General features: G+C 44.2%; 18 protein-coding genes. 14 read left to right on the top strand and 4 right to left on the bottom strand.

The features are described 5' to 3' along the window. Positions 1-419 precede the first annotated feature (419 nt). Genes qoxA through qoxD form a run of 4 tightly spaced genes read left to right on the top strand, consistent with a single transcriptional unit; the run spans position 420 to position 4,366 of the window. Positions 420-1,385 carry a cytochrome aa3 quinol oxidase subunit II gene (gene qoxA / locus NSS75_RS20540; protein WP_339237709.1) on the top strand — a complete coding sequence of 322 codons (966 nt, stop codon included), beginning with the start codon at positions 420-422 and terminating at the stop codon, positions 1,383-1,385. A 27-nt stretch (positions 1,386-1,412) separates the two neighbouring features. Next, a complete protein-coding gene (gene qoxB / locus NSS75_RS20535; protein WP_010332354.1) occupies positions 1,413-3,362 on the top strand; it encodes a cytochrome aa3 quinol oxidase subunit I in 1,950 nt (649 codons plus the stop codon). Between the two features lie 13 nt (positions 3,363-3,375). Next, positions 3,376-3,990, top strand: coding sequence for a cytochrome aa3 quinol oxidase subunit III (qoxC, locus tag NSS75_RS20530; RefSeq protein WP_003236031.1), 615 nt, complete (start codon positions 3,376-3,378; stop codon positions 3,988-3,990). Position 3,991: 1 nt separating this feature from the next. Next, positions 3,992-4,366, top strand: a complete 375-nt coding sequence (gene qoxD / locus NSS75_RS20525; protein ID WP_003222169.1) for a cytochrome aa3 quinol oxidase subunit IV — start codon at positions 3,992-3,994, stop codon at positions 4,364-4,366. A gap of 43 nt (positions 4,367-4,409) precedes the next feature. Here qoxD and ywcE read toward each other — a convergent pair whose 3' ends face one another. Further along, a complete protein-coding gene (gene ywcE, locus NSS75_RS20520; RefSeq protein WP_081638379.1) occupies positions 4,410-4,676 on the bottom strand; it encodes a spore morphogenesis/germination protein YwcE in 267 nt (88 codons plus the stop codon). A gap of 531 nt (positions 4,677-5,207) precedes the next feature. Between ywcE and rodA the strand changes: the two genes are divergently transcribed. The 3 genes from rodA (at position 5,208) to NSS75_RS20505 (ending at position 8,425) form a co-directional block, all read left to right on the top strand. Continuing rightward, positions 5,208-6,389, top strand: a complete 1,182-nt coding sequence (gene rodA / locus NSS75_RS20515; RefSeq protein ID WP_024123289.1) for a cell shape-determining peptidoglycan glycosyltransferase RodA — start codon at positions 5,208-5,210, stop codon at positions 6,387-6,389. A gap of 103 nt (positions 6,390-6,492) precedes the next feature. Continuing rightward, positions 6,493-7,242: an oxygen-insensitive NADPH nitroreductase gene (nfsA, locus tag NSS75_RS20510; protein WP_024123287.1), complete on the top strand. Its 750-nt coding sequence runs from the start codon at positions 6,493-6,495 to the stop codon at positions 7,240-7,242. A gap of 178 nt (positions 7,243-7,420) precedes the next feature. After that, a complete protein-coding gene (locus tag NSS75_RS20505; protein WP_101859771.1) occupies positions 7,421-8,425 on the top strand; it encodes an LLM class flavin-dependent oxidoreductase in 1,005 nt (334 codons plus the stop codon). Positions 8,426-8,482: 57 nt separating this feature from the next. On the opposite strand, the gene vpr is transcribed toward NSS75_RS20505, so the two are convergent. Further along, positions 8,483-10,903, bottom strand: a complete 2,421-nt coding sequence (gene vpr / locus NSS75_RS20500; RefSeq protein WP_339234743.1) for a serine protease Vpr — start codon at positions 10,901-10,903, stop codon at positions 8,483-8,485. Between the two features lie 529 nt (positions 10,904-11,432). Here vpr and NSS75_RS20495 point away from each other — a divergent pair. Together NSS75_RS20495 and sacT are read left to right on the top strand one after the other, a co-directional pair. Next, positions 11,433-11,735, top strand: a complete 303-nt coding sequence (locus NSS75_RS20495) for a hypothetical protein (RefSeq protein ID WP_010332348.1) — start codon at positions 11,433-11,435, stop codon at positions 11,733-11,735. A gap of 41 nt (positions 11,736-11,776) precedes the next feature. Next, on the top strand, positions 11,777-12,607 hold the full coding sequence (sacT, locus tag NSS75_RS20490) for a sac operon transcriptional antiterminator SacT (protein WP_024123283.1): 831 nt from the start codon (positions 11,777-11,779) through the stop codon (positions 12,605-12,607). 38 nt (positions 12,608-12,645) lie between these two features. Here sacT and NSS75_RS20485 read toward each other — a convergent pair whose 3' ends face one another. Continuing rightward, positions 12,646-13,413 carry a formate/nitrite transporter family protein gene (locus NSS75_RS20485; protein WP_095712743.1) on the bottom strand — a complete coding sequence of 256 codons (768 nt, stop codon included), beginning with the start codon at positions 13,411-13,413 and terminating at the stop codon, positions 12,646-12,648. 299 nt (positions 13,414-13,712) lie between these two features. Here NSS75_RS20485 and scrA point away from each other — a divergent pair, with 299 nt between their 5' ends. The 3 genes from scrA to NSS75_RS20470 all read left to right on the top strand — a co-directional run bounded on the left by scrA (position 13,713) and on the right by NSS75_RS20470 (position 16,877). Then, positions 13,713-15,098 carry a PTS system sucrose transporter subunit IIBC gene (gene scrA, locus NSS75_RS20480; protein WP_024123281.1) on the top strand — a complete coding sequence of 462 codons (1,386 nt, stop codon included), beginning with the start codon at positions 13,713-13,715 and terminating at the stop codon, positions 15,096-15,098. Then, a complete protein-coding gene (sacA, locus tag NSS75_RS20475; RefSeq protein WP_339234739.1) occupies positions 15,095-16,534 on the top strand; it encodes a sucrose-6-phosphate hydrolase in 1,440 nt (479 codons plus the stop codon). The genes scrA and sacA overlap by 4 nt, the downstream gene beginning before the upstream one ends. Before the next feature lie 94 nt (positions 16,535-16,628). Beyond that, entirely contained in the window at positions 16,629-16,877 is a 249-nt protein-coding gene (locus NSS75_RS20470) for a hypothetical protein (protein WP_024123279.1), read from the top strand. A 214-nt stretch (positions 16,878-17,091) separates the two neighbouring features. Here NSS75_RS20470 and NSS75_RS20465 read toward each other — a convergent pair whose 3' ends face one another. Then, positions 17,092-17,907, bottom strand: coding sequence for a bifunctional hydroxymethylpyrimidine kinase/phosphomethylpyrimidine kinase (locus tag NSS75_RS20465; protein ID WP_339234736.1), 816 nt, complete (start codon positions 17,905-17,907; stop codon positions 17,092-17,094). Between the two features lie 144 nt (positions 17,908-18,051). Between NSS75_RS20465 and NSS75_RS20460 the strand changes: the two genes are divergently transcribed. Both NSS75_RS20460 and NSS75_RS20455 read left to right on the top strand, forming a co-directional pair. Further along, the gene (locus NSS75_RS20460; RefSeq protein ID WP_095712745.1) at positions 18,052-18,390 is read left to right on the top strand and encodes a PadR family transcriptional regulator; all 339 of its coding nucleotides are present in this window, start codon (positions 18,052-18,054) and stop codon (positions 18,388-18,390) included. After that, entirely contained in the window at positions 18,383-19,018 is a 636-nt protein-coding gene (locus NSS75_RS20455; protein ID WP_339234733.1) for a permease prefix domain 1-containing protein, read from the top strand. The genes NSS75_RS20460 and NSS75_RS20455 overlap by 8 nt, the downstream gene beginning before the upstream one ends. Positions 19,019-19,053 lie beyond the last annotated feature (35 nt).

The raw sequence follows: 19,053 nt of genomic DNA, 5'->3' as shown, positions 1-19,053 counted from the left end.
TCAGAGCATATCGCCGCTCTATTCAGCCTTTTCTTTCAATATTGGTTGCGTTAAAATGGTAATCGTGTGAAAAGGTGCTAGGCAAGGAAAAATTAATTCCCTTGTAGAATGTTTAACAAAATGAAATTTTTGATTGACCTTGGTTTTTTATTGTGGTAAACCTTTATTTGTCAGTAGAATTAGTTCTTCATCATCTTTCTTTACTTATATGCGGAAATAACTAGAAACTTTTCATCTTAAGCGATAGATATGAATAAAGTTGGAGCAATTTTTGTCGATTTTATGACATTTAAGCGAAAATGGGCTGAAGTTTATAAAAAAATAAAGCTAATAAGTGAAGTTTTTGATAGCATAACAAAGTAGAGAAAAGATTTTGAGGAAGTATGCACTTCAGATTTATTACATCAATAGGAAGGATGGTGATCTTCTTGTTCAGAGCAATAAAACCGTTACTTGTATTAGCGCTGTTAACTGTGGTTTTCGTCCTTGGGGGATGCAGCAATGCCTCAGTACTAGATCCGAAAGGGCCTGTGGCTGATCAGCAAAGTGATTTAATCCTGTTATCTATCGGATTTATGCTGTTTATTGTCGGGGTCGTCTTTGTTCTATTTACCATTATTTTAGTAAAATACCGCGACCGTAAAGGCAAAGATAATGGATCTTATAACCCAGAAATTCACGGTAACACGTTCTTAGAAGTAGTCTGGACAGTGATCCCAATTTTAATCGTCATCGCACTTTCTGTGCCAACCGTACAGACGATATATTCGTTAGAAAAAGCTCCTGAAGCAACAAAGGATAAAGAGCCTCTTGTTGTTTACGCTACTTCGGTAGACTGGAAATGGGTATTCAGCTACCCTGAACAGGATATTGAAACGGTCAACTACTTAAACATTCCTGTCGACCGCCCGATCTTGTTTAAAATCTCATCTGCAGATTCAATGGCATCGCTATGGATTCCTCAGCTTGGAGGACAAAAATACGCGATGGCAGGAATGCTGATGGATCAATACTTACAGGCTGATGAAGTGGGAACTTATGAGGGCCGCAACGCGAACTTCACAGGTGAACATTTTGCCGACCAAGAGTTTGATGTGAATGCTGTAACAGAAAAAGACTTTAACAGCTGGTTGAAAAAGACTCAAAATGAGGCTCCTAAGCTGACAAAAGAGAAGTATGATCAATTGATGCTTCCTGAAAATGTGGACGAATTAACGTTCTCTTCTACTCACTTAAAATACGTTGATCACGGACAAGACGCAGAATACGCGATGGAGGCCCGCAAACGCCTTGGCTATCAAGCCGTTTCACCGCACTCTAAAACAGATCCGTTTGAAAACGTAAAGGAAAATGAATTTAAGAAGTCTGATGATACAGAAGAATGATATTGATCAGGAAAGGAGGAAGCCCGCATGAAATTTAAATGGGATGAATTTTTTGTAACAGGTGACCCATTAATTCTGGGCGCACAAGTTTCCATTGCACTATCTACCATCGCCATCATTGTTGTACTTACCTACTTCAAGAAATGGAAATGGCTCTGGTCTGAATGGATAACAACTGTTGACCACAAAAAACTCGGAATCATGTATATTATCTCTGCTGTAATTATGTTATTCCGCGGCGGTGTTGACGGTTTGATGATGCGTGCCCAGCTAGCGCTTCCGAATAACAGTTTTTTAGACTCAAACCACTATAATGAAATTTTTACGACTCACGGTACGATCATGATTATCTTCATGGCGATGCCGTTTTTAATCGGTCTTATTAACGTTGTTGTACCTCTTCAAATCGGTGCTCGCGACGTTGCATTTCCTTACTTGAACAACCTGAGCTTCTGGACGTTCTTCGTAGGGGCTATGCTTTTCAATATTTCTTTCGTTATCGGAGGTTCTCCGAACGCAGGCTGGACAAGTTATATGCCGCTTGCAAGTAACGACATGAGCCCTGGGCCGGGTGAGAACTACTACCTCCTCGGACTTCAGATTGCCGGTATCGGTACCCTGATGACAGGGATCAACTTTATGGTCACAATCTTAAAAATGAGAACAAAAGGCATGACACTGATGCGTATGCCAATGTTCACATGGACAACACTGATCACAATGGTTATTATCGTGTTTGCTTTCCCTGTGCTTACAGTAGCTTTAGCACTATTATCATTTGATCGTTTGTTCGGCGCTCACTTTTTCACACTGGAAGCAGGCGGTATGCCGATGCTTTGGGCCAACTTGTTCTGGATTTGGGGACATCCTGAAGTATATATCGTTATTCTTCCGGCGTTCGGTATTTTCTCAGAAATTATCTCAAGCTTTGCAAGAAAACAATTGTTTGGTTACAAAGCGATGGTTGGTTCTATTATCGCCATCTCCGTATTGAGTTTCTTAGTTTGGACTCACCACTTCTTCACAATGGGGAACAGTGCGTCCGTTAACTCATTCTTCTCAATTACGACAATGGCAATCTCGATTCCGACCGGGGTTAAAATCTTTAACTGGCTCTTTACAATGTATAAAGGCCGAATCAGCTTTACAACGCCTATGCTGTGGGCGCTTGCGTTCATTCCTAACTTCGTTATCGGCGGGGTTACAGGGGTTATGCTTGCGATGGCAGCAGCGGATTATCAATACCATAATACGTACTTCCTGGTATCTCACTTCCACTACGTGCTGATCGCGGGTACTGTATTTGCTTGTTTCGCAGGATTTATTTTCTGGTATCCAAAAATGTTCGGCCACAAACTGAACGAAAAAATCGGAAAATGGTTCTTCTGGATCTTTATGATCGGGTTCAATATTTGTTTCTTCCCGCAATATTTCTTGGGGCTTCAAGGCATGCCTCGCCGTATTTACACATACGGACCGAATGACGGCTGGACAACATTGAACTTTATCTCAACAGTCGGAGCTTTCATGATGGGTGTAGGATTCTTAATCCTTTGCTATAACATCTACTACAGCTTCCGTTACTCTACTCGTGAAATCAGCGGAGATTCATGGGGTGTGGGACGTACGCTTGATTGGGCGACTTCATCTGCGATTCCGCCGCACTACAACTTTGCGGTGCTTCCTGAAGTCAAATCTCAAGATGCATTCCTGCATATGAAAGAAGAAAAAACTGAATTATACCCTGAAAGCAAATTCAAGAAAATCCATATGCCAAGCAACTCAGGCAGACCGTTCTTTATGTCTGTTGCCTTCGGTATCGCCGGCTTTGGACTTGTCTTTGAATGGTACTGGATGGGCGTAGTCGGATTGATCGGAGTCCTGCTCTGCATGGTTCTGCGTTCATTCGAATACGACAATGGCTACTACGTTAGTGTTGATGAAATAAAAGAGACGGAAAGAAAGATTTCCGAATAAGGAGGCGTGAGTTATGGAACATGCAGAACACGGCAATTCTAACGCGCCTATGGAATATCAATCTGAAACCGGCAGACTTAATATTCTCGGGTTTTGGATCTTTTTAGGGGCAGAAATTGTGTTGTTCTCAACACTATTTGCAACCTTCTTCGTTCTTCAAAACAGAACAGCAGGAGGTGTCTTACCGGACGAACTGTTTGAAGTGAATCTGGTAATGATTATGACGTTCTTGCTGCTTATCAGCAGCTTTACCTGCGGGATCGCTGTTCATGAAATGCGCCGCGGAAGTTTAAAAGGCGTAGTCATTTGGACAATTATTACTCTTCTTCTCGGCGCCGGCTTCGTCGGTTGTGAGATCAACGAGTTTGTCCACTATGTACATGAAGGAGCATCTCTCGGTACAAGTGCGTTCTGGTCTGGATTCTTTGTTTTACTTGGAACTCACGGAACTCACGTAACAATCGGTATTTTCTGGATTACAGGAATTCTGATTCAGTTGAAGAAACGCGGCTTAACTCCGCAAACTTCATCTAAAATCTTTATCTCAAGCTTGTACTGGCACTTCTTAGATGTTGTATGGATTTTCATCTTTACAGGTGTCTATCTCATGGGATTGGGGGGTCTGTAAAATGGCAAACAAATCTGCTGAACACAGTCACTTTCCATGGAAGCACATTGTAGGTTTTGCACTGTCTATTGTTTTGACCCTGCTGGCTCTATGGGTTGCAGTGTATACTGACCTGAGCTCATCAGCAAAACTTTGGATCATTTTCGGCTTCGCCTTCATTCAGGCGGCGCTCCAGCTTCTCATGTTCATGCACATGACAGAGAGCGAAAATGGCGGTATCCAAGTCGGAAACACGCTGTTCGGATTCTTCGGTGCGATCGTTATCGTGCTTGGATCCATCTGGATTTTCGCGGCCCACTATCATCACGGTGACCATATGGACGGAAATCCTCCTGGAGGCGCTGAACACTCAGAGCACTCAGGCCACAACGAATAAGCAAAAAAACCCTCTTCGTCTAGAAGAGGGTTTTTTTGCTGTTTCAGCTGCTGCTTCGCTTTCTGCGAAGATAAGGAAGGCCATAAATGATAAAGGCCGCGATATGAGCGACAATGACGTTGACGGCAAACAGGATAATCATGAGAGTGTGTCCGAGTGGAGAAAGGCTTTCTGTTGCGTAAAAGAAGAAGAATACCCACATTAAAATAATTGGCGGAATAGCAGAGAGTGCGACTTTTTTGTTATCGAGCCAAATAAAGAGGGGAGTAGCGCTGGCAACCAATAAATAAGCAAAAAACATGTCCATCATACCCGTCTCCTTTCATTTTGTGACAGCGTTTACAAAAATGAAGTAGAGGAAATGAATTGTGTCTGTTTTGTGGTTGTTTTGTGAACATTTTGTTACAATTATTATACCATGTTTTCCAGAAATTGATACAGGTATTTGCAGAAATGGTCTGGCACTATTGCCTTATTTTTTATCGCCAATCCGCTAGGAGAATGTATGGAAACCGTGAATGGAACAGTTTGTTTACTTAGGCATTGGTTTTCTGGGAACTTGATGTACGATAGGAACATTCAATAAATCTTTGAGCAAATCAACTTATTTAATAAGAGGCTGCATTCATAACCCTTGAGAAATAGGGTTTTTTTCATATGAAAAGTTTTGTGTCAATCGAAACATTTCGGTTTATGATACGTCATATTTCGTGTAGCTGAAAAAGCGCCGCTAATGCGCGCAAAAAACAAAAAAGGAAACGAGCTTCACGTGTCATCTTGAACGTGGTTCATGTATAATAAACATTAGTGATTTTCCGATGAAAATGTAAGGCGGGATAGAATGAGTCGATATAAGAAACAGCAAAGCCCCTTTTATCAGGGGGATTTGATTTTTATATTTGGTGTGTTTTTTATCATAAGCGTAGTATCAATTTATGCTGCCGGTCAGTTTGGGCAGTATGGGAATACGGATTGGATACAGCAAATTGTGTTTTATTTTTTGGGGGCTGTTGCCATTACAGTTCTTCTGTATTTTGATTTAGAACAGCTTGAAAAATTAAGTTTATATATTTTTATCATTGGTATTTTATCTTTGATTATTCTTAAAATCAGCCCTGAGTCCATTGCACCTGTCATTAAAGGAGCAAAAAGTTGGTTTAGAATTGGAAGAATAACTATACAGCCGTCAGAGTTTATGAAGGTTGGTTTGATTATGATGATTGCGTCAGTCATCGGAAAAGCTAACCCTAAAGGAGTTCGGACGCTTAGAGATGATATTCACCTTTTATTAAAGATTGCGGGTGTAGCTGTTATCCCTGTTGGTCTTATCCTGATGCAAGATGCTGGGACGGCGGGAATATGTATGTTTATCGTTCTTGTAATGGTTTTTATGTCAGGGATAAATTGGAAGTTGATCACGATCATTGCCGGTTCAGGTATCCTATTCATTTCACTCATTTTATTAGTCATGATTAACTTTCCTGACGTTGCTAAATCAGTTGGGATACAGGATTATCAAATTAAGCGGGTCACTTCTTGGGTTTCTGATTCAAGTGAGACGCAGGAAGATGCAAATAGCAGCTGGCAGGTTGATCAAGCTATCATGGCTATAGGATCTGGTGGCATTATAGGAAATGGTATTTCTGATTTAAAGGTTTATGTTCCGGAAAGTACGACTGACTTCATTTTTTCTATAATAGGTGAATCATTTGGCTTTTTAGGCTGTGCCTTTGTTGTTATCATGTTCTTCTTCTTAATCTATAGACTTGTTGTTTTGATTGACAAGATCCATCCATTCAACCGTTTTGCTTCTTTCTTTTGCGTAGGTTATACGGCGTTAATTGTTATCCACACATTCCAGAATATCGGGATGAATATCGGTATTATGCCTGTTACCGGGATTCCGCTGCTGTTTGTCAGCTATGGGGGTAGCTCGACGCTTGCCACGTTAATCGGTTTCGGTATTGTGTATAATGCGAGTGTTCAGTTGACGAGATACAGAAGTTATTTGTTTAATTCATAAAATGCAGACAGCCTCTAAAGGGCTGTCTTTTTTTGTTTCAGAGCATTTCACTTTTGACTTCACTTTTTTTGGGATATGATAAACAGATAAGGAGGTCCTTGTGATGAACAACACAATTGAAACCATTTTAAACCATCGGTCGATCCGATCTTTTACTGATCAGCTTCTGACAGCTGAGGAAATTGATACATTAGTGAAAAGCGCGCAGGCTGCGCCTACGTCCAGCTATGTGCAGGCTTATTCGATTATCGGTGTTTCCGATCCGGAGAAAAAGCGTGAACTGTCTGTGCTTGCGGGGAATCAGCCTTATGTAGAAAATAACGGGCACTTTTTTGTGTTTTGTGCGGACTTGTACCGACATCAAAAACTGGCTGAAGAAAAAGGCGAACCTATTTCTGAGCTGCTGGAAAATACGGAAATGTTTATGGTCAGTTTAATTGATGCTGCGCTTGCGGCTCAAAATATGAGCATCGCCGCAGAATCAATGGGGCTTGGCATATGTTATATCGGAGGCATTCGGAATGAACTGGACAAGGTGACAGAGGTGCTGCAAACGCCTGACCATGTGCTCCCGCTTTTTGGCCTGGCTGTAGGACACCCTGCCAACCTATCCGGCAAAAAACCGAGATTGCCGAAGCAGGCTGTATATCATGAAAATACCTATAACGTGAATGACGATGATTTTCGTAAACATATGAGTGCATATGACAAAACCATTTCTGATTATTATAGAGAAAGAACAAATGGTCAGCGGGTGGAAACGTGGTCTGACCAAATTCTGAACTTTATGAAGCAGAAACCGCGTACGTACTTAAATGAATATGTGAAGGAAAAAGGCTTTAATAAGAACTAAATGTGAAACCTCTCCGCTGGCGGAGAGGTTTTTATGTTTCACGTGTAACATATTCCGACAAATAGAGACAAGCAGACACAAATAAATGACGATTGATCGGGGGACACTGATGAACAGTGTGAGCGGCTTAGAAGAAAAAATAATGGATCAGTGATACGATGAGGACGAGGTGGTAGGGATGTTATCATTAAGTATATTAGATCAATCTCCGGTGTCCGAGGGAAGCTCTGCAGAAACGGCATTACGGGAAACCGTTGAGCTTGCCCAGGCGGCTGAGGATCTTGGGTATAAGAGATTTTGGGTTTCAGAGCATCACTTTTCAAAGCGTCTGGCAGGGTCCAGTCCAGAGGTGCTGATCAGCCACATTGCGGCGAAAACGAACCGGATCAGGGTGGGATCAGGAGGTGTCATGCTGCCGCACTACAGTGCCTATAAAGTAGCGGAGAATTTTCGTGTGCTGGAAGGTTTGACTCCGGGAAGAATTGATCTCGGCCTCGGAAGAGCGCCGGGAGGAATGCCGATTGCATCTTGGGCGCTGAATGACGGCGGGAAACGCAATGCCGATCAGTACCCGCAGCAAATCAAGGAGCTGACGATGTATTTGCATGATTTGGCGGATGACAGTCACCGGTTTCCTAATTTAACGGCTGCACCGCATATTTCAACTGCGCCTGATGTGTGGCTGCTCGGTTCATCTGGAGAAAGCGCGCTGCTCGCCGCTGAATTGGGTGCCGGCTATATGTTTGCCCATTTTATCAATGGCGAGGGCGGGGAGGATACGGTCAGACAATATATGAGACGATTTAAGCCGTCTGTGTTAGGAGAAACACCTCGGGCGGCAGTTGCTGTTTTTGTTCTATGTGCGGATACAGAAGAGAAAGCGGAGCAGCTGGGGACAGTGCTTGATTTTACTCTCTTGGCGGGTGAGCAGGGCATACCTTTAGAAGGCGTTCCTGATTATGAAGCTGTCCGGAAAAATACGTACTCTCCTTATGAACAAAGACGAATTGCTGATAACAGAAACCGAATGATTGTCGGTACGAAAAAACAGGTCAAGGAACAGCTGATGTCCTTGAGTAAGGCTTATGGTACAGAGGAAATCATGGCGGTGACCATTACGAACCGATTTGAGGATAAACTTCATTCTTATCGCCTTTTACAGGAGGCGTTTGCTGAGGCATGAAGCCGCTAAAGCCTGCATGAAAAAAGCCCCGCCGATGTTTCTCGGCAGGGCTGCTTTTTATTCAACAGTAAATGGCTCTTCGGTCAGGACTTGACTTGATTTGCCTTTGTTCGCTGCATAGGCGAGCATATAATATTCACCGGCTGGAAGTTTTGTACCCCCATTGATCGTGCCGTCCCAGTCAAAGTACTGATAGCCCTTATCTTGGTTTTTATAAATGCCGGCTTGGCCTGCAAAGTCAAGGTTGCTGTCATAGACGAGAAATGCCAGCTCTTCCGCTCCCGCAGGAAGGTAGGTTTCAATTTCATAGGTGCCTTGTTCAGAGCCCTCATTAACTGAGACAGACGTTACCCTCGGATAATCCGGCTCTTTTACGATCAGCAATGTAGGAACCTTGGCGACGGTTTTTCCGCCTTCTCTAACGATGACTGTTCCTTCATAGGTGCCTGCTTTTGTTTTCTTTGTGTCGACCTTTACTTTTGCAGTGGCTTTTCCGGTTTTATGAGCCGGAATCACAACACGGCTTGTGCCGGATGTGGAAATGCCGCTTCCGTTAAAAGAGTATTCTAGCGTATATGATTTTCTAATGGAAGATTGGTTTTCAATTGTAAAGGTTTCTTTTTTCGTTTCGGTTCCTTTTTCCTTCAAAAATGTGCCGTACGAGTAGCTTCCCGGTGTGACGAACGAGTCGGCTTTGATCGCGTTCATAATTCTTGCGCTGCCTGCGCCTTGAGCGTTATGCGGATATACTTCTCCGTCGCCATCCTTTAATGTGACGGCGGTATTCATGATGGCAGCCTTGATCTGTTCAACGCTCCATTTCGGTTTAGCTTGTTTGATAACGGCAACCGCTCCGGCAATATGAGGTGATGCCATGCTTGTTCCTTGTTTTGACCCGTAGCCATATGGATTGTCAGGATCATGTGTCGGAATGGTGCTGACGATATTGACGCCTGGCGCGGAAATATCCGGCTTAATCATCCACGTGTCCATCACAGGGCCGCGGGATGAGAAATCGGCAACCTGTTCACCGAGCGCTTTTGAGACCGTCAACTTGAATGTTGCTTTTGTCTCGCCTGCTTTCATGGCGCTGATGAGTTTTTCGCCGTCTTCTAATGAAAGCTTAATCGTTGGCACAGACATGCCTGGCACATTGGCTTCAACTTCTCCGGACAGGTTGTTATACACAACCATGCCGATGGCGCCTGCTTTTTTGGCGTTGTCCGCTTTATCCACAAAAGCAATGCTGCCCCGTTTGACGAGTGCCACTTTGCCTTTCAGATCTTTTCCTTCAAAGTCCTTTTCTTCGCCGAGGCCAGCGTCGACAAGCTCAACCTCTTTATTGTGAAGCGCCTTGACGTCCTCTTCTTTGTCATAGCCCATGACTTTTGCTGAAGAGTAAGAGCCGAATGAGACGGCGTATTCATTGAGCGGGAGCTGCGTTGCGCCGACAGAAATCGCTTCTCTGGATGTGCCTGGCGATCCCACTGTCCAGCCGTTTGGTCCGCTGTTGCCATTTGATGTAACGGCGACAACGCCTTCTGACATGGCCCAGTCAAGCGCTGTGCTCGTCGCCCAATCCGGGTTGTTTAACGAGTTTCCGAGAGACAGGTTCATCACATCTGCTCCGTCCTGAACTGCACGTTCTACACCGGCGATGACGTTTTCTGTTGTGCCGCTTCCTCCCGGTCCGAGAACGCGGTAAGCGAGAAGTGTTGCATCAGGCGCTACGCCTTTAATCGTACCGTTTGCAGCGACAGTTCCGGCCACGTGTGTTCCATGGTCAGTGGCTCCGCCTCTTGGATCGCCTGTCGGTGTTTCTTTCGGATCGTAATCATTGTCTACAAAATCGTATCCTTTATATTGTCCGAAGTTTTTCTTCAGATCAGGGTGATTGTACTCAACCCCTGTATCAATAACAGCCACTTTGACGCCTTTCCCTGTGTAGCCTAAATCCCATGCATCATTTGCTCCGATATATGGCGCGCTGTCATCCATTTGCGGAGAGACAGCGTCCTCGGAGATGGTGATGTCTTTCTCCTTGATATTGTCTGTTTTGTAAGTGACGTTCGGGTACACAGCTTTAACGTCATCTACTGCTAGAAGTTTTGGAATTTCATTAGCTGGAAGCTTCATAGAAAATCCGGAGAATACCTGCTCATATTCTCGTTTTACTTTTCCGTTTTTCACCGCTTTCACGGCTTTATTTTTTGCTTTTGAGCGGGCGTTTTTGAGCTTGCTTTTCGTTTGGTTTACTCCCGCTTCTTTCGCCTCTGCTAAGGATTTTTCTTTTAATTCCACAATCACCGTTGTTTGTTTGCTTGTTGTCATGTCAATATCACCGAATACCTCGGCCTTTTCCAGGTCCGCCGATCCTTTTGAAGAAACCGGTGCTGCCTGTACACCTGTAATGCCTGTGGATAACGTAAAGAATAAAACCAAACCTAGAAGCAGAAAACGAATAATCCCGTTTTTCAATGTGTTTCCCCCTTTGTGTTTAGAAAAAGTGTTAAATATCTAGTATATATTTCTTGAAAATTCAAAAAAATCCTTGTGTCATTTGGACCATTTATTGGATTTTGGTTGTGTATAAGGAAGGAGTTATACACAGAACCCTGTGTATAAGTGAATAAAGCTGTGTATATATATAGTTGGGAATATATGTTCTTATACAAAATATAGATGGGGTTTGTGGACATGTGGATATCTCTTGTGATTAAGTTGTTCTTATCTTTGGGATAACTTGTGTATAAACTTTTTAAAGCGGTTCTCCAATTTTCATTTCATTTCTTTCAGCTTTCAACAAAACTTCTTAAAACTAGTTTGTTTTTTCACTCATATTGTGACAAAGAATTCTCTTTCCACGGTCTATCATAGAGTCATGAGTTTTGCTAGAGCTGCTAGTTTGCGAGAAAAGAAATCGGCCGTCTTTTCCTGTGAGCTGCGGCTGAAAAAACGGGCTGCTAAAAAGGCTGCCTGCCAAAAAGAAGCGGAGGGATGTTTTTCTATGAAACGTTTGCTTGTATCTTTACGGGTGTGGATGGTCTTTTTGATGAACTGGGTGGCGCCGGACCGAAAACATGCGGCTGCCGCTATTTATTCGGCTCAGCGTACATATCAAAGAAAAGCGGCGGTGCAAGCCGCAGGACTGGTTTCGTTTTATGAATGGCGGATGGCTGTGAATGACGAAGAAAAACAGAAAGCGAAAGCCGCCGCTCTCTATAAAAGAAGATGTCTGCAAGCCTTCAAGGAATCGCCAAAGCAGGAGAGGGCCGGCCCGCATCTTTACATGGCGGTCAAAAGGAGGTAAAATCCCAGTCATAAAAGCTAATTGGCGGGAGAGAGAGCCTCTTGAAAATCTATAAGGTATTAAACAACAATGCGGCTTTAATCAAAGAGGATGATCAGGAAAAAATCGTCATGGGTCCGGGCATCGCTTTTCAAAAAAAGAAAAATGATCTCATCCCTATGAATAAAGTAGAAAAGATTTTTGTCGTGCACGACGAGAATGAAAAATTTAAACAAATCCTGCAAACACTGCCTGAGGAGCATATTGACATAGCTGAGGATATCATCAGCTATGCGGAAGGGGAGCTCGCGGCGCCGCTGAGCGACCATATTCATATCGCGCTTTCTGACCATTTGTCCTTTGCGATCGAAAGGATTCAAAATGGGCTGCTTGTGCAAAATAAATTATTGCATGAGATAAAGGCGCTCTATAAAAAAGAATACGAGATCGGCCTGTGGGCGATCGGACATGTAAAAGAGACATTGGGCGTGTCTCTGCCTGAAGATGAAGCGGGTTATATTGCCCTTCACATCCATACGGCAAAGATGGATGCAGAGAGTATGTATTCAGCGCTGAAGCATACGACGATGATAAAAGAAATGATAGAGAAAATAGAAAACTACTTTAATCGAAAGGTGGATGAAAACAGCATTTCCTATCAACGCCTTGTCACGCATTTGCGATACGCGGTCAGCCGGTTGGAATCAAATGAAGCGTTTCATGCCATGGACGAAGAGATGCTTTATTTCATCCAAAAAAAGTATTCATTTGCCTATCAATGTGCGCTGGAGCTGGCGGAGTTTCTGAAAAATGAATATCAATTACATTTGCCGGAGTCCGAGGCCGGCTATATCACGCTGCATGTCCAGCGTCTTCAAGATCTCTCGGAATAACCGCTTTGACTTGCAGGGAGTGATCTCTGGAAGTTTTTTTATTGATCGGCATTCAGCGTGTGATACATCCAGCCCATCATCACAATTCCTGCGGCCAGATTGCCGAGTGTAACAGGAATTAAGTTTCTGGCTGCTCCCGCCAGTGTGACTGTATCAGGGTGATCGATCAAAAGTGAGATCGCAAATGTGCACATATTGGCAATGCTGTGTTCAAAACCGGAAATAAAAAAGCAGAAAACGAAAAGCATCATGGCAAACAGCTTTGCCCCTTCTCCTTTGAGAGACATCGGAATGAAAAAAGCGAGACATACAAGCCAATTGCACAGCATTCCTCGGAAAAACAGCTCTGAGGCAGGCGGCTCCATCTTGTGCTCTGCCAGATGAATCAAAAAGGAATGGGATGCCCCCTCGAAGAGCCCGGTTGCGCTGATAAGAATCGCAAACAAAACGGCTCCGATCAAATTGCCGGTATAGCTGAAAACCCACAGGTACAGGGTGTCGCGCCAGCGGATTCTTTTCCGGAGTGCGGTATAAGTGAAATAAAAGGTGTTGCCGGTGAATAAATCCCCGCCTCCGTAGGCAATTAATACGATAGCAGCTCCAAATGTCACAGCGGCAGCCGGGAAGGCAAACGGTGAGTCGGCAATAGAGAAATAGCTGCCTGTTTTGCTTGCGGCTGTAATGCCAAAACCGATAAACATGCTGGCCAAAATGGATCTGAGCAAATAACGGATTTTGCTTGAAACGAATATGTTTTGTTTTCTTAAAGCATACTGTTCAACCTTTTGCAATGCTTGAGTTTCCATTGTCTTTTCCTGCTTTCTTTGATAGATGAGCATAGTATAGCACGATATTGTGAAGTATTTCACAATTAATATTTACGACTTTTTGTCTAAATGTTTTACATCACTTTTTATCTAAAAAAACAGTTGACGAAAACGCTGTCATCAATTATGATGAAAGCGTATTCTTCATTCGAATAAGCGGGATTGTGACTGGTAAAGCAGGCAAGACCTAAAATTTGCGTAAATGAAAAAGGATCGCTGTGTCCTTTATTCGTTGGCGAATTTTAGGTCTTTTTTGTTTATAAAAGGGGGAGAAGAAGATGGATTACAAAGAGACTGCAAAACGCCTCATTGAGCTTCTCGGGGGACAAGAAAACATCATCAGCGCGGCTCATTGTGCGACAAGACTGCGTTTGGTGATTAAGGATGAATCAAAGATAGATCAAGCACAAGTAGAAGAGCTTGAAGGCGTCAAAGGCGCTTTCAGCAGTTCAGGCCAATACCAGATTATTTTTGGAACAGGCCTTGTCAATAAAGTGTATGACGCTTTTTCTAAGGAAGCCGATGTAGAGCGTGAAGAACATGTGAATCACCAGGATGCTGCTAAAGAGAAACTGAACCCTGCAGCGAGATTTGCGAAAACGCTTTCGAATATTTTTGTTCCGATCATTCCAGCCATCGTAGCCAGCGGCCTGTTAATGGGGTTATTGGGAATGATCAATGCCTTTCATTGGATGAGTAAGGACTCTGCGCTGCTGCAGCTCCTCGATATGTTTTCAAGCGCGGCATTTATCTTCCTGCCGATTTTGATCGGGGTCAGCGCTTCAAAAGAGTTTGGAAGCAATCCGTATTTAGGAGCGGTCATCGGGGGAATCATGATACACCCCACTCTTTTGAATCCATGGGGTCTGGCGGAAGCATCACCTGATTATATGCATCTTTTCGGGTTTGATATCGCGCTTCTCGGATATCAGGGAACTGTCATCCCTGTTCTGCTGGCAGTTTACGTCATGAGCAAGGTAGAGAAATGGACAAGAAAAGTGGTTCCGCATGCGGTCGATTTGCTTGTTACGCCTTTTGTTACTGTCATTGTCACCGGGTTTGTCGCATTTATTGCCATCGGTCCTCTAGGAAGAGCGCTTGGCTCCGGTATTACTGTTGCTTTAACATATGTGTATGATCATGCCGGTTTTGTCGCAGGCCTTCTTTTCGGAGGCACCTATTCACTGATCGTCCTGACAGGTGTTCATCACAGCTTCCATGCGATTGAGGCGGGGCTCATTTCAGATCTTGGCAGGAACTATTTATTGCCGATTTGGTCTATGGCGAATGTCGCCCAAGGCGGGGCCGGCCTTGCTGTCTTCTTTTTAGCGAAAAAGGCAAAAACGAAGGAAATCGCTCTTCCGGCGGCATTTTCCGCTTTTCTAGGCATTACAGAGCCTGTCATTTTCGGGGTGAACCTTCGATACCGGAAGCCGTTTATCGCCGCCATGATCGGGGGCGCGTTGGGCGGCGCGTATGTCGTATTTACACATGTTGCTGCAAACGCTTACGGGTTAACAGGCATTCCGATGATCGCCATTGCAGCACCGTTTGGCTTTGGAAATCTAGTAAACTATATGATTGGAATGGTTATTGCAGCAGTATCAGCGTTCATTGCGGCATTTGTCATGAAAATTAACGAAGATGAGGAGAGAAAAAAATGACAGCACATGATCAGGAGCTGCGTCGCCGGGCTTATGAAGAAGTTGAAAAAAAAGAACATATCGCTGCCAGCGATCCGTACCGCCAGCACTTTCACATCATGCCTCCGGTTGGTTTGCTGAATGATCCAAATGGCGTGGTGTATTGGAAAGGAGTCTATCATTTGTTTTTTCAGTGGCAGCCGTTTCAGACGGGGCACGGCGCAAAGTTTTGGGGGCATTATACGACACGCGATTTTGTGAATTGGAAGCGGGAAGAGATTGCACTGGCTCCGAGTGATTGGTTTGATAAAAACGGCTGCTACTCGGGCAGCGCTGTTGTCAAAGATGACCGGCTCTATCTGTTTTACACAGGAAATGTCAGGGATCAGGATGGGAATCGGGAAACGTATCAGTGCCTTGCTGTATCGGATGATGGGCTGACCTTTGAGAAAAAAGGTGTTGTCGCCCGCCTTCCGGAAGGCTATACAGCTCATTTTCGCGATCCGAAGGTGTGGGAGCATGAAGGAAAATGGTATATGGTGATCGGTGCGCAAACGGAGAACATGAAAGGCCAAGCTGTTTTGTTTACTTCCGATAACCTGACAGAATGGGCGTTTCTCGGCCCGATAACAGGTGCCGGCCTCAACGGACTGAACGGTTTCGGGTATATGTGGGAGTGCCCTGACCTGTTTTCTCTTCAAGGCTCCGAAGTGCTGATTGTCTCGCCCCAAGGACTTGAAGCTGACGGCTATCATTATCAAAATGTGTATCAATCTGGATATTTTGTAGGCCGGCTCGATTATGAAAAAACGGGGCTGATGCATGCTGCGTTTACGGAGCTTGATCAAGGCTTTGATTTTTACGCGCCGCAAACACTTGAAGACGATCAGGGACGCCGGATACTGTTTGCGTGGATGGCTGTACCTGATCAGGATGAGAAGGATCATCCGACGAAAGATTATCACTGGATTCACTGCATGACGCTGCCGAGACAGCTGACGCTATCAGGGGAGAAGCTGATTCAGCAGCCGCTTCCCGAGCTGAAAGCGATGCGGAAAAATGGGCAGGAAGTTCAAATCAACATGTATGGATCGTCTGGTACGCTGCCAGTCGAAAATCCTGAAAGAGCTGAGATTTTGATTGAAGACATTAGTACGGAGTCTGGTTTTGAAATCGATATCCGAGCCACTGCCACATTCTCTTTCCAGAAGGAAGAAGGGCTTATCACGCTAACGCGCACAAGCTTTGACGGTACAAGAACAGAAGCTAGACATTGCCGAATCAGCAATCTGCACACAGTGCACATGTTTATCGACGCGTCATCTGTGGAAGTCTTTATCAATCATGGGGAAGAGGTATTCAGTGCGAGATATTTTCCTTTCCCGGGAAATGATGAAGTGACAGCGAGATCAAATGGAAAATCTGAAATGAAAGTCGGAATTTGGACACTCATGTAGAAAATCCTCCTATTTTCTTATGTGAAATCTGTGCCATCTGTGCTATTCTTCAACGATAACCTACTATTTTTTTTCTGTAAAAGGAGTTGTTTTCTTGAATATACATGAACAGAAGATAACACCGGAATGTTTAGAAAAGGCTGCGGATCATGTTGAGGATAAGCGGGAAGAGTATAAGGATGTGCTTCTTCAGCTGAAAAAAATGCTTCGGGGAACATCGCCGCATAGTGAAGCGGCAGAAACCCTTTCACGGGCATATGAACAAATGAAGGAATATGCACTTTTTGTTCAGTCGATAGAAACATTTTTGAGATCATCTGCGAACAATTTAAAAACCAAATAAACAGGCTGCCGATGTGATCGGCAGTTTTTTCTGTTGCAAAAGAGGACTACTTTCAAGTATGGAAGCGGCAGATGAAACGCACAAAGACTCTTGTGATATAGACATTTTTGAGGCGGACGGTTACGAAGATGTGAAATGGAATGCGACAGAGCGTCCCAATATGTAAGATTGAACATAAAAACAGGCTGCCTCTTTATAAGGCAGCCTGTTACGCTTATGATTGCTTATTCAGGCGCAAAGCAGAATGCTTCGTAGGTCCGACATACTGATTCAGCGGGAAGGATTCTTTAATCGCAGCTGTAATAAATTCTTTCGCCGCGTAAATCGCTTCTTTGACTTCCGCACCTTTTGCGAGTTCTGCTGTCACCGCTGCGGAGAACGTACAGCCGGCGCCATGTGTATAAGGCGTATCAATCATTTCGCTTTCAAGGACTTCCGCTGTTTCTCCGTCATACAGAACGTCTACAGCTTTTTCGTGCTTCAGCTTGCCTCCGCCTGTAATCACAACATATTGAGCACCGAGGGCGTGGATTTTTTTCGCCGCTCCTTTCATGTCTTCAATCGTTTTTAATTCGCCCATGCCGCTGAGCTGGCTGGCTTCGAACAGATTTGGCGTAATCACGGTAGCGAGCGGTGCCAATTGTTCACGCAGGGCTTGCGCGTGCTCTGGATAAAGGACCTCATTTGCCCCTTTGCAAACCATAACCGGATCAATCACGACGTTTTGCAGTTGTTTTTCCTTGATCGTTTTCGCCGCAAGCTCAATAATTTCAACGGTTGGCAGCATTCCTGTTTTCATGGCGTCCACACCGATGCCGTCTACAATCGTTGCGAGCTGGGCGCGAATCGTGTCAGGATCGATCGGAAAGACTTGATGGTCCCAGCTGTTGTTTGGGTCCATCGCGACGATCACCGTTAAGGCCGTCATCCCGTATACGTTTTTTTCTTGAAATGTTTTTAAATCAGCTTGAATTCCCGCGCCGCCGCTGGAATCGGAGCCGGCAATCGTGAGTGCTTTATGCATAGACATGTGTTGAACCTCCATCAATGTTTTATATCTCATTATAGTTAGATTTTCTGCTTATCACAATATGAAAGGTTTATAGGAATCAATTGACAATATCAGGGTGATTTCATAAAATGCTACATAAGAAAACTAGGTAGGGGTTTTGTCATGTTAAATCGTGAGCTGATTAAAGGCAGCACTGTGATATTGGTATTAACGCTCCTGAGTGAGAGGCCGATGTATGGCTATGAGCTTGTAAAAGAGATGGGAAGCCGCAGCGATCATGAACTGCAGATGAAAGAGGGAACATTGTATCCTTCTCTTCATAAACTTGAACGGCAAGGATATATTTCTTCCTATTGGGAGAAGCAGGAGAAGGGCCCGGATCGTAAGTATTATCGGATTACAGAAGACGGCAGAGAGATCCTGGCAGAGCGCACAAAGGAATGGAGCATGTTTTCAGCCATGATGGACCGAATGCTGAAGCGGGGCGGACAGAATGGATAAAGAGACTTATTTATATAAAGTGAAAAACGGGCTTAAAGGGGTTTCTGATTGTGAAGCGATGATCGAAGAGATCGAAAACCATATTGAACACCACTTGTTTCACTCCATTCAAGAGGGGAAGAATGAGATGGAAGCCATGGAATGTTTGCTTCGGGATTTTGGCACACCGGATGAGATTGTATCTTCCTTTCAGAAAGAACAGCCTGTATCCGCCCGTACGTTTTTATTATTCCATCTTTTCTGCAATAGTGCTTTATTTGCAGCAGGTATTATCATTACGGCATTGCATGCATGGTTAGAATCTCCCTTTGTTCATGCAGTGTGGAAAGGCATTTCTGTTTCTGTGTGGCTGATTTTAGCTGCTTATATTCTCTATTGGGTGCTGATTGGGTACCAAGGCGTCAGGGAGTTCGGGCAACGCGGTGAACGGCTTGTTTTACATACGATTCTTATTTCCATGGTGCCGAACGTTATTTTTATGTTTGTTTTTCTGTTTGATCTCGTTCCTGCTGCGCTGTTTCAATCTTTGCTGACACCTTGGTTTATAGGGGCGTGTGCTTGTGCTACGCTGTTATTTCCGGCGTGCGGGCGAATAGGCTGTTATTTTGGCAGGCGCCAGCTTGCCTGATTTTTTAGGTATATACATAGAAATTCTATGTAATA

Origin of the sequence: Bacillus sp. FSL K6-1012 (genome assembly GCF_037964915.1) — a bacterium.
In the GTDB taxonomy this organism is placed as follows: domain Bacteria; phylum Bacillota; class Bacilli; order Bacillales; family Bacillaceae; genus Bacillus; species Bacillus halotolerans.
This window is presented reverse-complemented; position numbering and strand designations above follow the sequence as displayed.